The organism is Propionispira raffinosivorans DSM 20765 (genome assembly GCF_000381065.1).
Lineage (GTDB): Bacteria > Bacillota > Negativicutes > Selenomonadales > Selenomonadaceae > Propionispira > Propionispira raffinosivorans.
In genome coordinates this window covers 37,603-58,481 of record NZ_KB905853.1, presented here as the reverse complement: position 1 = coordinate 58,481, position 20,879 = coordinate 37,603, and the positions used below count along the sequence as shown (strand labels likewise).

Annotated in this window: 22 protein-coding genes; 21 read left to right on the top strand and 1 reads right to left on the bottom strand. The window is 37.7% G+C overall.

The window, feature by feature from the left end:
• The first annotated feature begins 56 nt into the window (after nt 1–56).
• The 15 genes from F606_RS0112195 to pyrR all read left to right on the top strand — a co-directional run bounded on the left by F606_RS0112195 (nt 57) and on the right by pyrR (nt 14,488).
• A complete protein-coding gene (locus F606_RS0112195; protein WP_019554177.1) occupies nt 57–668 on the top strand; it encodes a ribonuclease H1 domain-containing protein in 612 nt (203 codons plus the stop codon).
• A gap of 41 nt (nt 669–709) precedes the next feature.
• Nucleotides 710–3,031 carry an FtsK/SpoIIIE family DNA translocase gene (locus F606_RS0112190; RefSeq protein WP_019554176.1) on the top strand — a complete coding sequence of 774 codons (2,322 nt, stop codon included), beginning with the start codon at nt 710–712 and terminating at the stop codon, nt 3,029–3,031.
• 99 nt (nt 3,032–3,130) lie between these two features.
• The gene (locus F606_RS0112185; protein WP_019554175.1) at nt 3,131–3,916 is read left to right on the top strand and encodes a helix-turn-helix domain-containing protein; all 786 of its coding nucleotides are present in this window, start codon (nt 3,131–3,133) and stop codon (nt 3,914–3,916) included.
• Nucleotides 3,917–3,928: 12 nt separating this feature from the next.
• Nucleotides 3,929–5,794, top strand: a complete 1,866-nt coding sequence (locus F606_RS0112180; protein ID WP_019554174.1) for a YgiQ family radical SAM protein — start codon at nt 3,929–3,931, stop codon at nt 5,792–5,794.
• A gap of 76 nt (nt 5,795–5,870) precedes the next feature.
• On the top strand, nt 5,871–6,353 hold the full coding sequence (gene nrdR, locus F606_RS0112175) for a transcriptional regulator NrdR (protein WP_019554173.1): 483 nt from the start codon (nt 5,871–5,873) through the stop codon (nt 6,351–6,353).
• An 81-nt stretch (nt 6,354–6,434) separates the two neighbouring features.
• On the top strand, nt 6,435–8,162 hold the full coding sequence (locus F606_RS0112170) for a TIGR03960 family B12-binding radical SAM protein (RefSeq protein ID WP_019554172.1): 1,728 nt from the start codon (nt 6,435–6,437) through the stop codon (nt 8,160–8,162).
• Between the two features lie 16 nt (nt 8,163–8,178).
• Nucleotides 8,179–8,994 (top strand): peptidoglycan editing factor PgeF, encoded by an 816-nt coding sequence (gene pgeF / locus F606_RS0112165; RefSeq protein WP_019554171.1) that lies wholly within the window; start codon nt 8,179–8,181, stop codon nt 8,992–8,994.
• A 75-nt stretch (nt 8,995–9,069) separates the two neighbouring features.
• Entirely contained in the window at nt 9,070–9,762 is a 693-nt protein-coding gene (locus F606_RS0112160; RefSeq protein WP_019554170.1) for a YggS family pyridoxal phosphate-dependent enzyme, read from the top strand.
• 16 nt (nt 9,763–9,778) lie between these two features.
• Nucleotides 9,779–10,273 carry a cell division protein SepF gene (locus tag F606_RS0112155; protein WP_019554169.1) on the top strand — a complete coding sequence of 165 codons (495 nt, stop codon included), beginning with the start codon at nt 9,779–9,781 and terminating at the stop codon, nt 10,271–10,273.
• 10 nt (nt 10,274–10,283) lie between these two features.
• Nucleotides 10,284–11,084 carry a pyrroline-5-carboxylate reductase gene (proC, locus tag F606_RS0112150; RefSeq protein WP_019554168.1) on the top strand — a complete coding sequence of 267 codons (801 nt, stop codon included), beginning with the start codon at nt 10,284–10,286 and terminating at the stop codon, nt 11,082–11,084.
• 1 nt (nt 11,085) lies between these two features.
• Entirely contained in the window at nt 11,086–11,874 is a 789-nt protein-coding gene (locus F606_RS0112145) for a YlmH family RNA-binding protein (protein WP_019554167.1), read from the top strand.
• 26 nt (nt 11,875–11,900) lie between these two features.
• Entirely contained in the window at nt 11,901–12,410 is a 510-nt protein-coding gene (locus F606_RS0112140; protein ID WP_019554166.1) for a DivIVA domain-containing protein, read from the top strand.
• A 130-nt stretch (nt 12,411–12,540) separates the two neighbouring features.
• A complete protein-coding gene (lspA, locus tag F606_RS0112135) occupies nt 12,541–12,981 on the top strand; it encodes a signal peptidase II (RefSeq protein WP_019554165.1) in 441 nt (146 codons plus the stop codon).
• Nucleotides 12,978–13,907 (top strand): RluA family pseudouridine synthase, encoded by a 930-nt coding sequence (locus tag F606_RS0112130; protein WP_019554164.1) that lies wholly within the window; start codon nt 12,978–12,980, stop codon nt 13,905–13,907. Before lspA ends, F606_RS0112130 begins: the two co-directional genes overlap by 4 nt.
• Before the next feature lie 29 nt (nt 13,908–13,936).
• The gene (pyrR, locus tag F606_RS0112125; protein WP_019554163.1) at nt 13,937–14,488 is read left to right on the top strand and encodes a bifunctional pyr operon transcriptional regulator/uracil phosphoribosyltransferase PyrR; all 552 of its coding nucleotides are present in this window, start codon (nt 13,937–13,939) and stop codon (nt 14,486–14,488) included.
• Nucleotides 14,489–14,552: 64 nt separating this feature from the next.
• Here pyrR and F606_RS0112120 read toward each other — a convergent pair whose 3' ends face one another.
• The gene (locus tag F606_RS0112120; RefSeq protein WP_019554162.1) at nt 14,553–16,322 is read right to left on the bottom strand and encodes an Rqc2 family fibronectin-binding protein; all 1,770 of its coding nucleotides are present in this window, start codon (nt 16,320–16,322) and stop codon (nt 14,553–14,555) included.
• Nucleotides 16,323–16,539: 217 nt separating this feature from the next.
• Between F606_RS0112120 and dapF the strand changes: the two genes are divergently transcribed.
• From dapF to coaBC, 6 genes are all read left to right on the top strand, one after another.
• A complete protein-coding gene (gene dapF, locus F606_RS0112115; RefSeq protein WP_019554161.1) occupies nt 16,540–17,382 on the top strand; it encodes a diaminopimelate epimerase in 843 nt (280 codons plus the stop codon).
• 190 nt (nt 17,383–17,572) lie between these two features.
• Nucleotides 17,573–18,454 (top strand): YicC/YloC family endoribonuclease, encoded by an 882-nt coding sequence (locus F606_RS0112110; protein ID WP_026329374.1) that lies wholly within the window; start codon nt 17,573–17,575, stop codon nt 18,452–18,454.
• Nucleotides 18,455–18,490: 36 nt separating this feature from the next.
• Nucleotides 18,491–18,769 carry an extracellular matrix/biofilm regulator RemA gene (gene remA, locus F606_RS0112105; RefSeq protein ID WP_019554159.1) on the top strand — a complete coding sequence of 93 codons (279 nt, stop codon included), beginning with the start codon at nt 18,491–18,493 and terminating at the stop codon, nt 18,767–18,769.
• A gap of 4 nt (nt 18,770–18,773) precedes the next feature.
• Entirely contained in the window at nt 18,774–19,391 is a 618-nt protein-coding gene (gene gmk, locus F606_RS0112100; RefSeq protein WP_019554158.1) for a guanylate kinase, read from the top strand.
• A gap of 10 nt (nt 19,392–19,401) precedes the next feature.
• Nucleotides 19,402–19,608 carry a DNA-directed RNA polymerase subunit omega gene (gene rpoZ / locus F606_RS0112095; protein WP_026329373.1) on the top strand — a complete coding sequence of 69 codons (207 nt, stop codon included), beginning with the start codon at nt 19,402–19,404 and terminating at the stop codon, nt 19,606–19,608.
• A gap of 21 nt (nt 19,609–19,629) precedes the next feature.
• Nucleotides 19,630–20,829: a bifunctional phosphopantothenoylcysteine decarboxylase/phosphopantothenate--cysteine ligase CoaBC gene (gene coaBC / locus F606_RS0112090; RefSeq protein ID WP_019554156.1), complete on the top strand. Its 1,200-nt coding sequence runs from the start codon at nt 19,630–19,632 to the stop codon at nt 20,827–20,829.
• Nucleotides 20,830–20,879: the final 50 nt, after the last annotated feature.

The following is a 20,879-nucleotide window of genomic DNA, read 5'->3' as shown; positions in this document are numbered from 1 at the left end:
CGATAAATGTAGTGCATCTAGTTTTTCGGAACATTTTCCGGTTAGGAGTGTATACTATGCCAGAAAAGAAAAAATATTATGCTGTTAAAAATGGTCGCCAAACTGGGATTTTTTCATCTTGGCTAGAATGTAAAGAGCAAATCCATAGTTATTCTGGTGCGTTGTATAAAGGTTTTGCTACAATGGATGAAGCGCAAAATTATATGGGTACTAAATTAACCATTGTTCCGCCGTCTAAAGTCACTGTGAATGAACTTGAAGAAAAACATCATATCTATGTCGATGGGTCTTATCGTAATAACCGTTATAGTTGGGGATTTGCCGTTTTTTTTCAGGGGCAGTTGATTCATACAGCAAACGGGCTGGGAACTTCTATCTCAGCTGCAAAACTTCATAACGTTGCTGGTGAAGTTGAAGCGAGTATACAAGCTGTTTTATGGGCAGAAAAAGAAAAATTAGAATCAATTGTCATCTATCATGATTATATTGGTATCTCGGAGTGGGCTGAAAGACGCTGGAAAACGAATAATGATGTTACAAAACAGTATGCAGCTTTTATGGCAGATTATCTTGGCTGGGTAACATTTCGGAAAATCAGTGGTCATACTGGAGTTGAAGGCAATGAATTGGCAGACAAATTAGCCAAAGCCGCTTTGGAGATTTCATGATCTAAATTTTAGTTAATGGTTTTAGAAAAGTGGTGACAAAATTGAAAAAAGTTTCAACAAAAAAAAATACGACAGCGCCTAAAGCAAATTCAAATAAAAAATATGAATTGTTTGGAATTGCATTTTTTACAATTGGATTGTTTTCTTTGATCGGTTTATTAGGATTTAATGTTGGTTTTATCGGCAGCTTTTTTGCCAAGATTTTATTATATATGTTTGGTATTGGAGCGTATATTATTCCGGCAGTTGTTATGTTGATTGGTCTGCAATATATATATAAACATCACCCGATTGTTTATTCAACACGGTTTTTCGGGATTATGGCATTATTTTTTTCGCTTTTAGCAATGTATCATCATTTTGTGATTTTACCAGGTAGTGAAATTCTGCCGGAAAGCCTGCCAGTGGGCGGTGGTTTGATTGGTGGCGGCATTTTATTAGTATTGCGCAAGTTTTTCGGAATTGATGGCGGCATTATTATTTTATTTGCTTTGGTAATGGGGGCAATTTTGCTTTCGACAACGTGGTCTTTAGCGGTGGGGCTGCTTAAAACAAAACAGCAGGCTTCGCAGGGCATTAAAACAGCTAAAAAAACAGTTTCGTCTACCTATGATAAATTTGTTGAAGTAGAAGAAAAATTTAAAAATTCGTTTTATAATCAAGAAGCTGATAAAAACTTTGAGAAACCATTGATTGAAACACCAGTACAAGTGAATCCGACAGAAGATGTAGATACATTTCTACCAGAACCAATTGAAAAGCCTGTAGAATTTTCGATTCAATACATGGAAGATAAAAAATTGGATTTAGAAAAAGAAACTGTTTTAGAAGGGGCATCACCAATAAAAAATCCCGTTGAGCTATTATCTGAAAACGAAACCACACTAGCTGGTGAACCAAATTCAACTGCAGTTACTGGTGCCATTCGCGAATATCAGCTGCCGAATGTTCGGTTTATTTTAAGTAAAGCAGTCAAGCAGAAAAATTCTAAACTAGAAAAAGAAATTGCTGTTAACGCAAAAATCCTTGAAGAGACATTGCAAAGTTTTAATGTCAAAGCAACTATTGTAAATGCTTGTCACGGTCCAGCCGTTACGCGTTATGAATTAGAACCGGCTGCAGGTGTTAAAGTAAGTAAAATTGTAAATTTGGCAGATGATATTTCTTTGAAATTGGCAGCGCCTTCCGTACGAATCGAAGCGCCAATTCCAGGCAAAGCCGCAATTGGTATTGAGGTGCCAAATAAAGAATTGTCGGGTGTGCAGCTGCGAGAAGTCTTGGAGAGTGAACTGTTTTTAACTGCAAAATCAAAACTTACCGTAGGACTCGGTATGGATATTGGTGGACAGGCTATTTTTGCCGATTTAGCGAAAATGCCACATTTGCTCGTTGCGGGGGCTACCGGATCGGGGAAAAGTGTTTGCATCAATACGATTATTACCAGTGTACTTTTTAAGGCGAAACCGGATGAAGTTAAATTTATTTTAATCGATCCGAAAATGGTTGAGCTTTCGAATTATAATGGAATTCCCCATCTAATGGTTCCGGTGGTGACCGATGCAAAAAAAGCGGCTTCGGTTTTAAATTGGGCTGTACAGGAAATGGAAAAACGGTATGCGAAATTTGCCAGCCATGGTGTTCGAGATATGGAACGCTACAATCGTAGTGTCGAAATCGATAAAATGCCAGCTGTCGTCATCATTATTGATGAATTAGCAGATTTGATGATGGTAGCTCCCAGCGATGTGGAAAATGCAATCTGCCGTTTAGCGCAAAAAGCCAGAGCCGCGGGAATTCATTTGATTTTAGCGACACAAAGGCCATCCGTGGATGTTATTACTGGAATCATCAAGGCTAATATTCCATCGCGAATTTCTTTTTCAGTTTCTTCACAAATTGATTCACGAACAATACTCGATATGGGTGGAGCTGAAAAATTATTAGGTAAAGGGGATATGCTTTATTATCCGATTGGTGCTTCAAAACCAGTTCGTGTCCAGGGTGCTTTTGTAAGTGATACGGAAGTAGAATCTTTGTTGGATTTTATTCGGCAGCAAGGAGCCGAAATTGAAGAAAATGAGGAAATTATCAGTTTTACGGAAAGTGCTGTTTTAGATGAAACTGAAAAAAAACAAGAAGTTCAGCAAGATGAATTACTGGAAAAAGCGATTCATATTGTTTTAGAGACAGGTCAGGCCTCGTCTTCTAGTCTGCAAAGACGGTTTCGTATTGGTTATACTCGAGCTGCCAGATTAATTGACACGATGGAAGAAATGCATATCGTGGGTGCCAGTTCGGGCAGTAAAGGCAGAGACATTCTCATGACGAGTGATCAAGTCACAGCGGCTTATTTTAATAAATAAGCTGTAAATTTTGGCACCATCATGTATAATGTAGTATAAAGGTAAATTGTATAGTGGGTACTTTAACTATGAATCAAATTAGGGGAGGAACTATTGTATATGTTAGGTGAGATTTTACAAAAGGAAAGAGAAAAACAGAATCTAACGATTAAAGATATCGAGCGTGATACGAGCATTCGTGCTTTATATATAGAATCGATTGAAAAAGCAGATTATGATGTTTTACCGGGAGAAGTTTACTTAAAGGGCTTTATCAAAACATATGCTAATTATTTAAATCTTGATGGAACGGAAATGTTAAAAAAATATTATGAAGAAAAAAATGCCGCATTGCCACAAGAAGCAATTCCTGTGACAGAAACAGTAAAACCGCAGATTCTAAAACCACCTGCATCAACAAAAGTAGAGGCTGCCTCAAATAAAAATGATTTTAAAGAACGTGTGGAAAAATCTCGCAAAACACAACAAGCATTAATCGGTGTCGTGCTCGCAGGATTGGTCGTAGGTGGACTTTATTGGGGATTCAGCAGTGATGATTCTTCGGAAAAAACCGTAACAAAGGCACCGGCAGCTACTGTAGCAGTGCCTAAAGTTAAAGAAAAAGCGGTAACATCAGAAAAAAAATATGAAGGTGTTGAGCTAACCGCAAAATTTAACGGAAAATGCTGGACAAAAGTGATTGCTGATGATAAAACCATTTATGAAGGAACACCAAAAGATGGTGAATCCTTGTCGTGGAAAGCAGATAAAGAAATGGTTATGACAGTTGGTAACGCCGGAGCAGTCCAAGTCACCTATAATGGTAAAAGTTTGGGTGAAATAGGGAAAACAGGGGATGTCCTCACAAAAAAATTCACGAATCAAAAAGAGGAAACGGTTGAATAACAGGAGACGAACATGAAAGATTTTTTACCGATTAGTAAAGCGGATATGCAAGACCGAAATTGGGATATGCTGGATTTTATTTTTATTTCAGGTGATGCATATGTTGATCATCCAAGTTTTGGACCAGCAATTATTTGTCGTATATTAGAAAAACATGGTTATAAAGTTGGTATTATTGCGCAGCCTGATTGGAAAAGTACGGATGATTTTAAAAAATTAGGTAAACCAAGATTAGGATTTCTTGTCTCGAGCGGAAATCTTGATTCTATGTTAAATAAATTTACAGCATCAAAAAAATTTCGCCATACGGATTCTTATTCACCGGGCGGACACTCAGGTCATAGACCAGATCGCGCTGTGGTGGTTTATTGTAATCGATTGCGTGAGATTTTTGGGAAAGTGCCAATTATTATTGGTGGCATTGAAGCTAGCTTAAGGCGTTTTGCCCATTACGATTATTGGTCGGATACGATTCGTCGGTCTATTTTATTTGATAGTCGAGCCGATTTATTAATTTATGGAATGGGCGAAAAACAAATTTTAGAAATCGCCGCGGAATTACATCAGGGCATTGAAATTGCAGCAATTACTACCGTAAAGGGAACTTGTTATGTTACATCCAATCTTGATTATGTTTGGGATGCGATTGAAGTGCCATCTTGCGAATTGGTTAGTAAAAACAAGCAATCTTTTAGTGAAGCTTTTAAAGTCGAATATTTTGAGCAAGATGCGATTCGTGGAAAAACCATTGTCCAAGCATCGGGTAATCAATATCTGGTTCAAAATGCTCCAGCACTTCCCTTAACTATGGAAGAGATGGATGAAATTTATGCCTTGCCATATCAGCGAACGTATCATCCAATTTATGAAGCAATGGGCGGTGTTCCGGCAATACAAGAAGTGCAGTTTAGTTTAGTCAGCCACCGCGGTTGTTTTGGTGGCTGTCATTTTTGTGCGATTGTTTCCCACCAAGGTCGAATCATTCAATCAAGAAGCCAAGAATCGATTGTAGCGGAAGCTGAGATTTTAACAAAGCTGCCAGAGTTTAAAGGTTATATACATGATGTTGGGGGGCCAACTGCTAATTTTCATGTACCATCGTGTAAGTCCCAGCTCGAGCGCGGCACTTGCCGTGAAAAGCAATGTTTAGCGCCAACCCCTTGTAAAAATCTTACTAAAAGTCATACCGACTATATAGAACTTTTACGAGCTTTACGAGCTCTGCCAAAGGTTAAAAAAGTATTTATCCGTTCAGGTATTCGTTTTGATTATCTTATGGCTGTTAAAGATGATTTTTTAGAGGAATTATGCCGATATCATATTAGTGGACAATTAAAAGTCGCACCAGAGCATATTTCCGAAAAAGTGACAAACCTGATGGGAAAATCTGGTAAAACGGTCTATGTACGTTTTGCCGATGCTTTTAAAAAAATGAATCAAAAAATCAATAAAAAACAATATTTAGTACCATATTTTATGTCGAGTCATCCAGGAGCATCCTTAAAAGATGCTGTGGAACTAGCGGAATTTATTCGTGATCTCAACTATCGTCCGGAACAGGTACAGGATTTCATTCCAACACCAGGCACGTTGTCAACCTGTATGTATTACACGGGAATGAATCCACTAACTGGCGAAACGGTGTATGTTGCGAAAGATCCGGTAGAAAAACAAATGCAGCGAGCCTTGATGCAATATCGCGATCCTAAAAATCGTTTCATTGTGTATAACGCTTTGCTTAAAGCAAAACGGGAAGACCTAATAGGCTATGGTCCAAAATGTTTGATTCGCCCCCAGGAACATTCAGTTGAGAAAAGCCTGAAAAAGTCGGATGTTTCAAAAAAAACAAATCGGAAAATCGTTAGAAAACATGATTAAATGGTCCTGCTATTTCTAGGAATAAAGTATGTTATAATAGAAAAAGTGTTTATCTTAAGGAGAGAAGGTGCCTTAAATGCGTTGCCCGTTTTGTAAAACGGCAGATAGCCGTGTAATTGATTCTCGCGCCGCAGATGATGGAAATACGATTCGACGCCGCCGTGAATGTACGAGTTGTGGCAAACGATTTACAACTTATGAAGTTATTGAAAAAATTCCTTTAATGGTTATAAAAAATGATGGTCGCCGAGTGCTGTTTGATCGAAATAAATTATTGAATGGATTGATTCGTTCTTGTGATAAACGAACTGTTTCTATGGAGAAAATCATTAATTTGACAGATGAGATTGAAAAAGAATTACGTAATCCTATGGATCGTGAAGTTTCGACTGAGGCAATTGGACAACTTGTCATGGAAAAGCTTAAGGCCTTTGATGATGTTGCCTATATTCGATTTGCCTCTGTTTATCGAAAATTTACAGATATCAGTAATTTTAAAGAGGAATTAGAAGAATTGATCGAATCAAAAAAGAATGATTCGACAAAATCAAAAAATTAGAATAGTAAGATATAAAAATTCGGCTCACACTATGTGGGCTGTTTTTCTTAACATATTTAATTTGGTTTGGAGTGAGAAAATTTGTCTTGGGAATTAAAAGCAAATTTACAAAAAATATTAAATAATGAGGATGGCGTGAGTGTGTTCCCCGCTGGAATACGCAGCAAATTTGCTTTAGTGTATCCGAATTCTTACTTTGTAGGGATGTCGAACTTAGGTATACATATTTTGTATCAACAAATGAACAATCGGAAAGACACGGCTTGTGAACGGTTTTTTTTGCCGGAAAAACTGATTGAAAAAGAATATATTCGGACGAATACACCACTTATGAGTATCGAAAATCAAGAACCTTTATATGAATTTCCCCTAATTGGTTTTGCGGTATCTTTTGAAATGGATTATTTTAATGTATTGAAGATTTTGGAATTGGGTAAAGTGGAACTTTTAGCTGCAAAACGTACGAATGATGATCCGATTGTTATTGCTGGCGGGGCTTGTGCAACTTTTAATCCTGAGCCGCTGAACCTTTTCATTGATGCTTTTATTATTGGTGAAGGTGAAGAAACGATCCATTTGTTTTTAGATGCATATTATGAAGCAAAAGCAGATAATCTCACACGTGAAGCTATTCTTTTGCGATTGGCGAATGTTCCTGGCGTATACGTGCCTAGATATTATACGCACGAGTATCTAGACGATGGTATAGTTGCGAAGATTACACACGATGACAAAGTGCCAAGTCAAATTCATCGGCAATGGGTTCAAGACTTAGATGCGTATGATGCCCACACGGTTATTCGTACCAATGATACGGAATTTAATCTTTATTTAATTGAAATTGCTCGTGGCTGTGGCAGGCATTGTCGTTTTTGTATGGCTGGTTATGCATTTCGTAAACCTCGCAACAGGTCTTTAGAAAGTATTGAAAAAATGCTTATCGAAGCGCAAACATATGGTAAAAAAGTCGGACTTATGGGTGCGGCCATATCCGATTATCCTGAAATAAATACATTGTGCCATAAAATATTAGACTTAGGTATGCCCATGTCCGTAGCTTCTTTTCGCGCGGATTCTGTCACGAAAGACCTTGTAGATTCTTTGGTACACAGTGGTTTAAAAACATTAACATTAGCACCAGAAGCAGGCAGTGATAAAATGCGTGAGATCATTAACAAGGGAATCAAAAAAGAACATTTATTTAAAGCCATTGAACTTGGCGCAAATGCGGGTGTTGCCAATTTTAGGCTTTATATTATGATTGGATTGCCATTTGAAACGAGCGAAGATATTGAGGCTATTCTCACCATGACAACGGAAGTGAAAGCCTACATGAACAGTTTAGGTTGTCATGGAAAATTGACATTAAGTATCAATCCTTTTATTCCTAAGCCAGTCACACCTTTTCAATGGCTGCCAATGGGGGATATCAAACAAAGTGATCATGATTTGAAATATATAAAAAATTCTTTTAAAAATACAAAACAGATTGATGTGATCATTGAATCGCCAAAAGAAGCTTATATACAGGGGATTTTAGCTCGTGGTGATCGCAGACTATCACACGTCCTTTATCGAGCACATCAATTGGGTGGCAGTAAAAGTTTTAAACAGGCAATGAAAGAAGCAAACCTTGACAGTGCTTTTTATTTATATCGTGAACGTAGTGAACATGAAGTTTTCCCTTGGGACACATTGGATTTGGGGATTAATAAGTCATATTTATATCGTGAAATAGAGAATGCAAAACAGAGAAAACATACAGTGCAGTGTTTTGATGGCTGTAAACGCTGTGGTGTTTGTCATTAAAATCTGGAGGTGAAATATGAGCTTTTCATTACTGGAGAAAGAAGATACTATACAAGTTGGTCAATTTTCGATTTTTCCGCAAGAGGGTATGGAACATGCCATATCAACTCGTTTTGGTGGAGTGAGTAAAGCACCTTTTGATAAAATGAATTTAGCAATGCATAATGGGGATGATAAAAAATCCGTATTGGAAAACAGGCACCGGTTTTGTAATGCTTTTTTTCTATCAAGTGCTAATTTATGTACATGTGAACAGGTACATAGCAGCAATATTATGCAAGTTACGGCAGCAGATGCTGGTCGTGGTGCAACATCCTATGAGGATGCAATTAAAGAAACAGATGCTTTAATTACAAATATAAAAAACTTACCATTGATGTTGTTTTTTGCGGATTGTACGCCAGTTCTGTTTTTTGACCCTGAACACCATGCGATTGGCATTAGTCATGCTGGCTGGAAGGGCACGGTTCATAAAATAGCACAAAAGACAGTGCAGGCAATGCAAGCAGCCTTTCAAACAGATCCCAAAAAGTGTTTAGTTGGCATTGGCCCATCGATCGGACCGTGTTGTTATGAAGTAGGTCTCGATGTACAGCTTCAGTTTTGCAAGGCTTTTCCAAAGAATGCAAACACGATTCTTATACCATTTCAGAAGAAATGGAAACTTGATCTTTGGGCAGCAAATAGAATACAATTAGAAGAAGTTGGCATACTAGCGGAACATATTGATATGGCTGATACTTGCACAGCCTGTAATTCGAATGTATTTTTTTCTTATCGGGCTGATCAGGGGAAGACAGGTCGAATTGCCGCGATGCTTTGTTTAAAATAAAATCGCTATATTTTGCATATTTAGAGGATATTTAGACTTATTCTCGAATATTTGTTAAAGTATGGAGGCGTTTTTGTGATAAGAGAAAATTTAAATGAAATACAAAATAAAATAGAAGATTCTTTATTGAAAAGAACGGTGACTGCCGATTCGAATTCTGTAAAACTTATTGCTGTAACTAAAAATCATGAAGTTGCTGACATGCAAGAAGCAATTGAGGCAGGCGTTTTATCCATTGGTGAAAATCGCATTCAAGAAGCAATCAGCAAAGCGGCAACACTGGATCGTGAAGTTGAATGGCATTTGCTTGGACATCTACAGACGAATAAAGTGAAACAGGCTGTTCATTTATTTGATATGATTCATTCGGTTGATAGTAAAAAAATTGCCGTAGAAATTAATAAAGAAGCAAAGAAAATTAATAAAATTCAGGATGTTTTGCTGCAAGTCAACATTGCAAAAGAAGAAAGCAAGTTTGGTATTTATGCAGAAGACCTGCCGGATCTGCTGCGTGATGTTGACCAAATGGAATCTCTTCACGTATGTGGACTGATGACCATTGCACCAATTTGTGATAATTTAGAAGAAGTCAGACCTATTTTTAAAAATATGTTTCATTTATATACAGATATGAAACAGCATAAGTTTGAAAAGACGGATCTAAAATGGTTGTCTATGGGGATGAGTCATGATTATACGGCTGCCATTGAAGAAGGTGCTAATATGGTTCGAATTGGAACAGCAATCTTCGGACCGCGTCAATATTAATAGGAGGAAATAGAGCATGTCGTTTATAGATAAATTTTGTGGTAAACTAGGGTTAATTGATTCTGTCGATAAGGAAGTGGAGACTCAAGAACAAAAAGGGGAATCGACCGAAGAACAAACAGCAGCCAATGAATTCAAATCAAAAAAAACATCCTCCTATGCGCAGAATAATGTAGTGAATTTCCATGCGACGAGTAGTACAAATAATACGAATGTGGTGGCAAGACAAATGAATGTTATAGTCATTGAACCTTTATCTTTTGATGATGCACAACAGGTAGCCGATTATTTGAAAAATAAAAAACCAGTTGTGGTTAATTTTGAAAATACAGATAGTGAAGTTGCAAAACGGATTATTGATTTTATTAGTGGTACGACGTATGCACTTTCTGGTGATATAAAAAAAGTGGGGAATAATGTGTTTTTATGTGCACCAAGTAACGTGGATGTAACGTATACACAGCAAGATAACAAAGCCTCAGACACAGACATGCCTTGGCTGAAAAAATAGGAGTGATATCATGAATATAGGATTTATTGGTGGCGGAGCTATGGCTGAAGCGATGCTTGGCGGAATTCTGGCAAATAAATTATTTGCGCCCAGCGAAGTATATGTTTCGGATCATAAAATCAAAAGATGTGAACAGTTACATACGTTATATGGTGCTCAAGCAGCGGTTAATGCCAGTACGTTTTTAGAAAAACTGGACATTGTTGTACTGGCAATTAAACCGCAGGCAGCTCAAGCAGCAATTGAGTCGATTGTAAAGCTAGTGAATGCGGATACGATCGTTATTTCCGTGATTGCTGGTCTCACTTTGAAATCATTGGAGACGTATTTCGTGCAGCAGCCAGTTGTGCGTGTAATGCCAAATACACCAGTTGCCGTAGGCGCGGGCATGTCCGCTATTGCTTTGGGGAAAAATGCGTCAGAGCAAAATGGCAAAACAGTAGAATCTATATTTAATGCAGTTGGTAAAGCTGTGATTTTACAAGAAAGCGCTATTGACGCAGTGACGGGACTGTCCGGTAGTGGTCCGGGATATGTCTTTGTTATGATTGATGCTTTAGCAGATGCAGGCGTCAATGCAGGTTTGCCTCGTCAAATATCCATTACGCTGGCAGCACAGACACTTTTGGGTGCAGCCAAAATGGTGCTAGAAACAGGTGAACATCCGGCTGTTCTTCGAGACAAAGTGACTTCACCGGGCGGGACAACAATTGCTGGTATCCATGTCTTAGAGAAAAAAGGAGTTCGAGCAGCATTGATTGATGCTGTTGAAGCGGCAACAAATAAATCGAAAGCAATGGGGAAATCGTAATATGGCAGCAGATCGTGAAAAAATTATCCGGTATTATAAAGGAACAGAGGGTGCTGAAACGGCTGTTAAATTGGTCGATCTTGCCGAAGCTGTGAACAAAAGCCGAAAATTTAAAACATCGTTTTTTTTAGACCCTTATGGTTGCGAAATTGCTGAAACAATCGCTGCCAATTATCCAGCGTTGAAACTTGTTTTTGACGGTGGTTACCCGGGTGCTGAACGCCAAAAGGCGGCTTTTGTTCATGAGGACTTTCTTGGCACACCATCTTTTGACTTGACGGTTGTTAAAGCATCATGGAATGCACAATTTTATCATATTGCCCACAGGGATGTTTTAGGTTCGCTCATTGGATTGGGAATTGACCGTGGTCAAATTGGGGACTTGCTTATTAAAGCCGATCATGTGAAGATCATAGCGGATGTGAAAATGGGCGAGTTTATTTTGCAAAATTATACGCAAATTGGTTCGTCAGCTATCACGACGGAAGTTGGGAGATTTTCTGATATTGAAGCGCGTGAAGAGCGTTGTAAAGAAATTAAAGCCACGGTTGCTTCGCTTCGAGTGGATTCGATTGCAGCAGCAGGTTTTGGTTCATCACGCAGTAAAATTGTGAGTGATATTGAAGCCGATAAATTAAAATTGAACTGGCAATCTGTAAAAAGTTCGTCTCATATGGTAAAAGAAGGCGATATCATATCAATGCGCGGTAGAGGCCGTATTGAGGTTGCAGAAGTCCGTGGTCAGACAAAAAAAGGCCGGACTGGAATTTTACTTAGACGCTATATATAAAATAAATGGTAGAGGAAGCGGAGCTTATGCTTACACCTTTAGATATTCATAATCAAGAATTTAAACGGAGTTTTCGTGGTTATAATGAAGATGAAATTGATACATTTCTCGATCGAGTTATCAAAGACTATGAACAGTTATATAGAGACAATGTACAGCTTAAAGAAAAAGCCAATCAGATGCAAGATGATATAGGACGTTTTAAGCAAATGGAAGCAACACTACATGAAACGTTGCTTATTGCCCAAAAAACAGCTGAAGAAGTAAAAACGAATGCACAAAAAGAAGCGGCTAACATTGTTCAGGAAGCGCAGCTTAACGCCAAAAAAATGATGATAGAAGCGGCTGAAAAAGTTCATCAACAAACCCTTTCATATCAAGACATGCAAAGACAATATGATTCCTTTCAGACGAAAATGAAAACATTGCTTGTGACACAGCTTAATTTATTGGATTTAACGGATCAAAGCAGTACTGCTGAGAATGTGCCGTTACAAGAAGTTGGTTTACATAACAATGAAATTCCTCTAGATTAAAAATAACAACGGGCTTTTTAGCTCGTTGTTATTTTAATGATATGGAACAAATATGAAGTTTCATCTGGCAAATTCATATTTTAGTGAAGCTATGCTATAATATATTATAAAAAGAATCGAGGGTTGTTGCGTGCCAATATTAATCTTATGCCTGGTTATTATACTAGTCGATCAATTTTCAAAATTTTATATTCAGTCCATGATGAATCTGGGGATGTCAATACCGGTAATCCCTCATATCTTTCATATTACATACATTTTAAATCCGGGAGCAGCTTTTGGAATATTGGAAAACCAACGCATCTTTTTTATTTTGATTGGTGTGTTTATTCTTTTAGCGGCAATGTTCTTTTATCCAAGACTACGGCAGGAGAAATTTCCATTAAAAGCAGGGTCAGCACTTTTATTAGGCGGGGCTGTCGGGAATTTAATTGATCGGATTCAAACCGGATATGTGGTTGATTTTTTTGATTTTAGAATATGGCCAATTTTCAATATAGCCGACATTGCTATTGTTTGTGGAGTTGGACTGATTATATATACAATACTTTTTAAAGGAAGAATGCAATGACCGTATTAATGAATGAATATGAATTTACTGCAACAACGCCAGAGCGCCTAGATGTTTTTTTAGCTAAACAAATAACAGATCACTCCAGATCTTTTGTCCAAAAATTAGTTTTGGATGGTCATGTTACCGTCAATCAGAAAATGCAAAAATCAAATTATAAATTATGTAATGGAGACCATGTCGAAGTGGTCGTTCCTGAGCCGCAAGCAATTTCAATTCAAGCGGAGGATCTGCCACTTGATATTTTGTATGAGGACCAACATATTATTGTTATCAACAAAGCACGAGGTATGGTTGTACATCCAGCATCCGGTATTTATAGTGGAACATTAGTAAATGCACTTTTGGCTCATTGTAAGGATTTATCTGGTATTAACGGGGAAATTCGTCCTGGAATTGTGCATCGCCTGGATAAGGATACGTCTGGCGTCATGATTGCGGCGAAAGATGATCTTTCCCATACGAGTTTAGCGGAACAAATAAAAAGCAAAACGGCCCATCGACAATATCTAGCCATTGTAAAAGGAAATATAAAGGAAGAATCGGGTATTATTCATGGAGATATTGGTCGTGATCCTAAAGATCGAAAAAAAATGGCCATTGTTGCTGAAAATGGGAAACCGGCTTCCACTCAATTTAAAGTTTTAGAAAGATATGGCGATTACACTTTAGTAGAATGTACTTTAATGACTGGCCGGACACATCAAATTCGTGTTCATATGACACATATTGGACATCCGTTGATTGGAGATCCGAAATATGGTACAACGAAATCACCATTTAAGATTAACGGACAAGCTTTGCATTCAGAAAACTTGTCTTTAATTCACCCAATTACCAAGGAAAAACTATTTTTTTCTGCACCCATACCAGACGATATGGCTAAAATATTAATAAAACTACGTACTAGAACAAAAAATAAATAATCGAGTGTTTTCTGAAGGGATGATGTTTTATGTCAAATTTAATTGATAAAACCGTTTTAATGGATGCCAAGGCTATTACGCGTGCTTTAACACGTATAGCACATGAAATTATCGAAAAAAACAAGGGCGTTGAACAGATATTACTAGTAGGTATAAGAACGCGTGGTGTACCGTTGGCAGAACGGATTGCTACCGAAATTGAGCAAATAGAAGGGACCAAAGTTCCGGTAGGTGTTCTTGATATTACTTTATATCGTGATGATCTTTCGACATTATCCTATCAACCGATTGTACATCCAACACAGATGCCGGTTGATATAACGAATAAAACAATTATCCTGGTTGATGATGTATTATATACTGGTCGGACGATTCGAGCTGCATTGGATGCCATCATCGACATGGGACGCCCACGGGTGATTCAATTGGCGGTTTTGGTTGATCGGGGACATCGTGAATTGCCGATTCGAGCCGATTATGTTGGAAAAAACGTACCGACTGCTAGTAAAGAAGTGGTTAGCGTTCAAATTGGTACGGTTGATCAAAAAGAACAGGTTGTTATTAAAGAATTTAAAGACTGAAGTTGCAGTTGATAAACAAAAACCCTCCAAACTAGCCGTAAAAACTAGTGAGGAGGGTTTTTGTTTATTTTTTATTTAAGTCTTGTAAAATTAACAGTGCCATTTCCTGTTCATTTGGTGTAACATAGAGCGTTTTTTGGTTTGTGAAAATAACAAACCCTGGTTTTGCGCCAGTCGGTTTTTTTACATAACGGCAGGGTGTATAGTCAACGGGGACTTTAGAAGAATGATTGGCTTTACTGAAATAGGCTGCCAAAGTGGCGGCTAAAAGCAATGTATCGGGTGCGGGAGCATCGTTTTCGCAGCGAATCACGACATGCGAGCCAGGAAAATCCTTTGTGTGAAGCCAAATATCTTTACGATGTGCCGTTTTGAAAGTAAGCTTATCATTTTGATAGTTATTTTTCCCCACCAAAATGATGGTTCCGTCACTGGCTTTGAACTTAAATGGCTGGGATGGTTTTTCACTGGCTTTTTTCTTAATGTGTTCATGCAAATAACCACTGGCGATCAGTTCCGTTTTGATTTCACCAATTTCAATTAAAGTTGATGACGATTCGAGAGAACTTTCAACACTGCTCAAATATTTAAGATCCTGCTGACATTGCTCAATTTGAATTTGCAGGAGATTTTGAGCACGTTTTAATTTATCGTATTTATGATAATAAGCTTGCATATTTTGAATAATGGAGTATCGTTTATCCAATGGTATTTTTAGGAGATGTTTTTCGGGGTCTTCTTCATAAATATTGGGTAATTCTACGATTTCTCCCAAATGATCCGATAACTGATACTGATAGGTCATCAGTATATCGCCTTTTATTTTGTAGTCCTCAGCATTTTGTGCCTGAATCAATTCTTTTGCTAAAACAGTTGCTTTATTTGCTGATTTAGTGAGTTCGCCATGAACAAGCTTTTGGAAACGGTCTTTGTCCGGTAGTGTATAATTTCCTGTGAGTTTTGTTGAAAAATCAATTAGTTCACTCATTGTAGTAAAGGTTTTTGGCAGTACATTTTCTAAATAATGTAAAGGAAATCCGGCAGATGCGACGATTTTATTAGTTGCGTCTAAAAACAACATCGGTGTAATTTGATTTTCGCGAAATAAGGTAAGAACTTCTGTTATAGCGGTTTTTAAAGAAGTAAAATCTGCTTCATCTAGTTCACTAACCAATATATTTGCTGAAAATCCCGCCGAAAAAACAAATTCACGGGCGCTTACCGGACCCAGTCCAATTGCAGTCTGGACAATTGCCTTTACTAGTTTTAATTCAGGGTATTTTTTCAAATCTTCAATTAAAAGATCGATGGAATCCGTCATGATATTTAATTTGTCCTGATTCGGGGGAAGGGCATATTCATAACCAGGTAAAACAAGACGAACGCGACTGCTGGTCGTGCCAACTTTACGAAGGCAGTCAATGATTTTTGTTTCATGAAGAAGAATCATATTGCTGTATTTCCCCATTAATTCAATCACGAGTGTTTTCGTCAAAATAATACCGCCAGCACCTAACGTATCGATATCAATTAGAACAATTCGATCAAGGACATGCTGTTTGATTTCAGCGATTCGTCCACCTTCTATCTGTTTGCGCAATACCATACAGAAAACGGGTGGTTCTGCTGGATTTTCAACTGAGCGGGTAATGAGATTGATTACGGGATTTTGTGGATTGATGGAAATGTGCAAAGAGAAATTTTGACCTGGCTGCCGTACTGCGAGTAAAACTGTATGTTTATTCGGCTGAGAGATCCGATCAATTCGTCCCCCGGCTAATTGTTTATTTAATTCTGTAACCAAAGGATACATCGAAAAACCATCTAAACTCATAATATTAACTCCATTCTAACTAGTGTCAAATCAGTATAGCATCTCAATTTTGAATGGTCAAATCCAAGCATTTATAATTTATTGTAGCTGCTATATATCAATTTAAGGGCAATATTTCGGGGAAGACATTGCATCTTTGAGTCTGAACAAGTAAAATAGATACCATATGGTTAAAATGTAGCTAGGAATTTAGTAGATACCATTGGAGGCAATGAAAATGAATTTTAAATTTAGCAAATGGCAAGGCTGCGGCAATGATTTTGTTATTGTAGATTGTTTTAAAGAACAGATCGATGATTTTTCGAATTTGGCAATTACAGTTTGTGATCGTCATTATGGAATTGGTGCGGATGGGTTGATTTTAGTGATGCCTTCGGATCATGCAGATTTTAAAATGCGTATTTTTAATACGGATGGCAGTGAGGCTGAAATGTGCGGCAACGGAATTCGTTGTTTTGCTCGTTATATTTATGAAGCAAAACTTACGACAAAAACTTTATTTACCGTTGAAACGGGCGCTGGTATTATAAAACCGGAAATTATTTTGACTGCAGAAAATACCGTTGATTTAATTCGTGTTGACATGGGAGAGCCGATTTTAGCAGCTGATAAGATTCCCGTTGCTGGTTTTGGCAGTGAACAGGTTATTGCACAACCGATTACAATATTAGATAAGGAATATAAAATGACCTGTGTTTCTATGGGCAATCCACATTGTGTGGTTTTTGTCGACGATATTGCACAAATTAATTTGGAAAAAGTAGGTCCTTTATTTGAAATCAATGAACATTTTCCTAAAAAAATCAATACCGAATTTGCTGAAGTAAAAGATCGCGGACATATTCGAATGCGTGTTTGGGAACGTGGGGCAGCGATTACATTAGCGTGTGGAACGGGATCTTGTGCTACGATCGTGGCAGCCGTGCTCAATCACAAAACGGATAGAAATGTAGAAATTGAACTCGATGGTGGGCTCCTTTTTGTAGAATGGACTCAAGCGGGTACCGTGTATATGTCAGGTCCTGCTGAAAAAGTCTTCTCTGGCATATATTCCGTATAATGTATTGCCTATCCCCCCTTATTGACGAGTACCACATAGAATATTTAATGCAACTTATATATAAAGACTAAAATGGGCTGTTTTTCCTTTAAATCAGATAAATTTGTCTAAATTAAAGGGATTTCATCTCTATATGATGAATATAGTTCTTTATATGCTTGTTTACATTATAGAAAGGGTGTTTTCTTTTTTGTTAAAAAGTATGACGGGATTTGGTTCGAGTGAATATTATAATGAAACATATAAACTGCATGTAGAAATTAAATCCGTGAATTATCGATATAATGATATAATGATTCATTTGCCAAAAGCTTTGAATCCTTTAGAAGATAAAATCAAAAAATTGATTACGGCCTCGCTTACGCGTGGAAAAATTGATATATTTATTTCTTTTGAGCAAGCTATGGGACATCATAAGCAAATAAAAGTTGACAAAGATTTGGCAATCGCTTACTATAATGCCTTAAGCGAAATCAGTAGTCTGCTGAAAATACCAGCACCGGATAATGTGTATGAGATAGCAAATTATCAAGATGTGTTACGCCCTGATGAAGATTCATTTGATCTGGATGTAGCAGAGTCCGTTATTTTAGAAACTGTCCAAAAGGCATTGGACCAGTTAGTTTCGATGCGTATAATGGAAGGACAGCATTTATTAGATGATTTAACCATGCGACTAAATGACTTAGAAGCGAATGTAGCTAAAATAGAACAGCAGGTACCGATGATCCTTACTTGCTATCGTGAGAAACTTCTTAAAAAGCTGCAGGATGTCTTAAGTGAAACCCAAATTGATGAAGCTCGCTTGATTCAAGAATGCGCATTGTTTTCGGAGAAAATTAATTTTACCGAAGAACTTGTACGGCTGAAGAGTCATTTTAAACAATTTAGAGCTACAATTTTGGATAGCAAGGCAGCGGTTGGCCGCAAACTGGATTTTATTGTTCAAGAAATGAATCGTGAAACGAATACGATTGCTTCAAAAGCGAATGATATGGAGACTGCAAAACTTGTAGTCGAAATGAAAAGTGAGATCGAAAAAATCCGGGAACAGATTCAAAATGTAGAATAAATTATAAAAACGGTAGGGACCGAGAGGAGTTTGACTATGGATATTAAACTTATTAATATCGGATTTGGTAATATTGTATCAGCGAATCGTATTATTTCAATTGTTAGTCCTGAATCTGCACCAATTAAACGCATTATTCAAGAAGCGCGTGATCGGGGCATGCTGATTGATGCAACATATGGAAGACGGACTCGAGCTGTTATTATCGCGGATAGCGATCATGTGATTTTATCGGCTGTACAACCGGAAACTGTAGCACATCGTTTGATTACAAAAGACAGCGATGATACGGAATTGAAATTAAAGGAAGACTAAAACGATGGATTTTACAGGCAATTTAATTGTAATTTCTGGACCGTCCGGTACGGGTAAAGGAACAATTTGCAAAAAATTATTGGATGAACATAAAGCTCTTACGTATTCTGTTTCAGCGACAACCAGGCAGCCTCGTACGGGTGAAACACATGGTATCAATTACTGGTTTACGGATAAAATTGAATTCGAGCGTATGATTGAACAAGAAGAACTGCTCGAATGGGCTCAAGTGTATGGAAACTATTATGGTACACCATTAGCCAGAGTTCAGGAAGTATTGAAAAATGGGCAGGATGTCATTTTGGAAATAGATCCACAGGGCGCTATGAATGTTAAAAAAAAATTTCCGCAAGGCGTTTTTATTTATATTATCCCACCTTCAATGACTGAATTGGAAAAAAGAATTCGTGGACGAGGCACAGATTCTGATGAAAGCATTGCCCGTCGCTTAAAAGCAGCGTGCGATGAGATTCGAATGGGTGTATACTATAATTATGTTGTGGTCAATGATGAAATCACAGTAGCTGCTAACAAAATTGCCGCTATTGTTGAGGCTGAAAAATGCAATGTGCTGCGTAATACAGATTTGCTTCGTCAAATCTGTGAAGATAAAGGAGAATGAAAATATGGATATGGTAAACCCAACAATGGATGAGTTGTTAAAAAAAGTCGATAGTAAATATACATTAGTTGTTTTGGCAGCAAAACGGGCCCGTGAACTTTTAGATGGTGCGGAACTTAAAGTAAGTATGAAATCAACAAAAAATGTCACAAATGCTTTAGAAGAAATTATTGAAGACCGTATTACCTATGAACGGACAAAAGAAGTCGTTAAATAATAAATAAATGGTGGTTTATTTATGTTAAAGGATAAAAATATTATTTTAGGTGTCAGCGGCGGCATTGCCGTCTATAAAGCAGTGGAAATAGTCAGTCGACTAAAAAAATCTGGTGCGATCGTTCATGTTATCATGACAGAAGCTGCCGCAAAGTTTGTTACGCCGCTTACATTTCGTGAGATGAGCGGAAATCCTGTTGTGGTTAGTATGTGGAATGAAACAACCAATTGGAATGTTGAACATATTGCGTTGGCAATGTTAGCTGATGTCATGCTGATTGCTCCTGCCACCGCTAATATTATTGGTAAAGCTGCGAATGGTATTGCTGACGATATGCTTTTGACGACACTTATGGCAACGAAGGCACCGGTGTTTTTTTCACCAGCAATGAATACAAACATGTATCTGAATCCAATTGTGCAAGCCAATCTGAAAAAGCTGCAAGATGCCCACTATCATTTAATTCAACCGGACAGTGGTCAATTGGCATGCGGCACCTCTGGTGTCGGACGTTTGCCCGCGCCAGAGTCCATTGTAGGTGTATTAGCAGAATATTTTAGTGAAACAGTATCTTTGCGTGGCAAAAAAGTACTGGTAACGGCTGCTGGGACAAGAGAGCCGATTGACCCAGTTCGTTATATTGGGAATCGTTCCAGTGGTAAGATGGGATATGCTCTTGCCGAAGAAGCTGCAAGACGTGGGGCAAATGTCGTTCTTATTTCCGGACCGTCCGCCTTACAAACCAGTGCTGCAATACGTCTAATCAAAATAGAAACAGCACTGCAAATGCGTGATGCAGTAAAAAAAGAATTTATCGATAGTGATATCATTATAAAAGCGGCAGCTGTTGCTGATTATAGGGCATCGTCTATCGCTGAAAATAAAATAAAAAAAGACAGTTCTACTTTGACTTTGACTTTAGAAAAAAATCCAGATATTTTATTTGAGCTCGGACAAATAAAGCAAAAAAATCAGATTTTAGTTGGCTTCGCTGCGGAAACGCAGAATTTGCTCGAATTTGCTAAAATAAAACTCCATAAAAAAAATCTTGATTATATAATTGCCAATGATGTGACCGCACCGAATGCTGGTTTTAATACGGACACAAATATCGTAAAAATCATTGACCGTAATGGAGTCTGCGAAGATTTCCCACTTCTTCACAAGGATTTATTGGCAAAAATTATCTTAGATAAGATTACAACATTACCCAAAATTTAAGTTGACTTTTCTAGTCAGTTCTTTTATTATAAAAACATAGCTGAATATGG

Bases quoted from the DNA above. Each gene is read 5' to 3' on its own strand.
- F606_RS0112195 (WP_019554177.1), top strand. From the start codon at position 57: ATGCCAGAAAAGAAAAAATATTATGCTGTTAAAAATGGTCGCCAAACT.
- F606_RS0112185 (WP_019554175.1), top strand. From the start codon at position 3,131: ATGTTAGGTGAGATTTTACAAAAGGAAAGAGAAAAACAGAATCTAACG.
- F606_RS0112180 (WP_019554174.1), top strand. From the start codon at position 3,929: ATGAAAGATTTTTTACCGATTAGTAAAGCGGATATGCAAGACCGAAAT.
- nrdR (WP_019554173.1), top strand. From the start codon at position 5,871: ATGCGTTGCCCGTTTTGTAAAACGGCAGATAGCCGTGTAATTGATTCT.
- pgeF (WP_019554171.1), top strand. From the start codon at position 8,179: ATGAGCTTTTCATTACTGGAGAAAGAAGATACTATACAAGTTGGTCAA.
- F606_RS0112155 (WP_019554169.1), top strand. From the start codon at position 9,779: ATGTCGTTTATAGATAAATTTTGTGGTAAACTAGGGTTAATTGATTCT.
- proC (WP_019554168.1), top strand. From the start codon at position 10,284: ATGAATATAGGATTTATTGGTGGCGGAGCTATGGCTGAAGCGATGCTT.
- F606_RS0112145 (WP_019554167.1), top strand. From the start codon at position 11,086: ATGGCAGCAGATCGTGAAAAAATTATCCGGTATTATAAAGGAACAGAG.
- F606_RS0112140 (WP_019554166.1), top strand. From the start codon at position 11,901: ATGCTTACACCTTTAGATATTCATAATCAAGAATTTAAACGGAGTTTT.
- F606_RS0112130 (WP_019554164.1), top strand. From the start codon at position 12,978: ATGACCGTATTAATGAATGAATATGAATTTACTGCAACAACGCCAGAG.
- pyrR (WP_019554163.1), top strand. From the start codon at position 13,937: ATGTCAAATTTAATTGATAAAACCGTTTTAATGGATGCCAAGGCTATT.
- F606_RS0112120 (WP_019554162.1), bottom strand. From the start codon at position 16,322: ATGAGTTTAGATGGTTTTTCGATGTATCCTTTGGTTACAGAATTAAAT.
- dapF (WP_019554161.1), top strand. From the start codon at position 16,540: ATGAATTTTAAATTTAGCAAATGGCAAGGCTGCGGCAATGATTTTGTT.
- remA (WP_019554159.1), top strand. From the start codon at position 18,491: ATGGATATTAAACTTATTAATATCGGATTTGGTAATATTGTATCAGCG.
- gmk (WP_019554158.1), top strand. From the start codon at position 18,774: ATGGATTTTACAGGCAATTTAATTGTAATTTCTGGACCGTCCGGTACG.
- rpoZ (WP_026329373.1), top strand. From the start codon at position 19,402: ATGGTAAACCCAACAATGGATGAGTTGTTAAAAAAAGTCGATAGTAAA.
- coaBC (WP_019554156.1), top strand. From the start codon at position 19,630: ATGTTAAAGGATAAAAATATTATTTTAGGTGTCAGCGGCGGCATTGCC.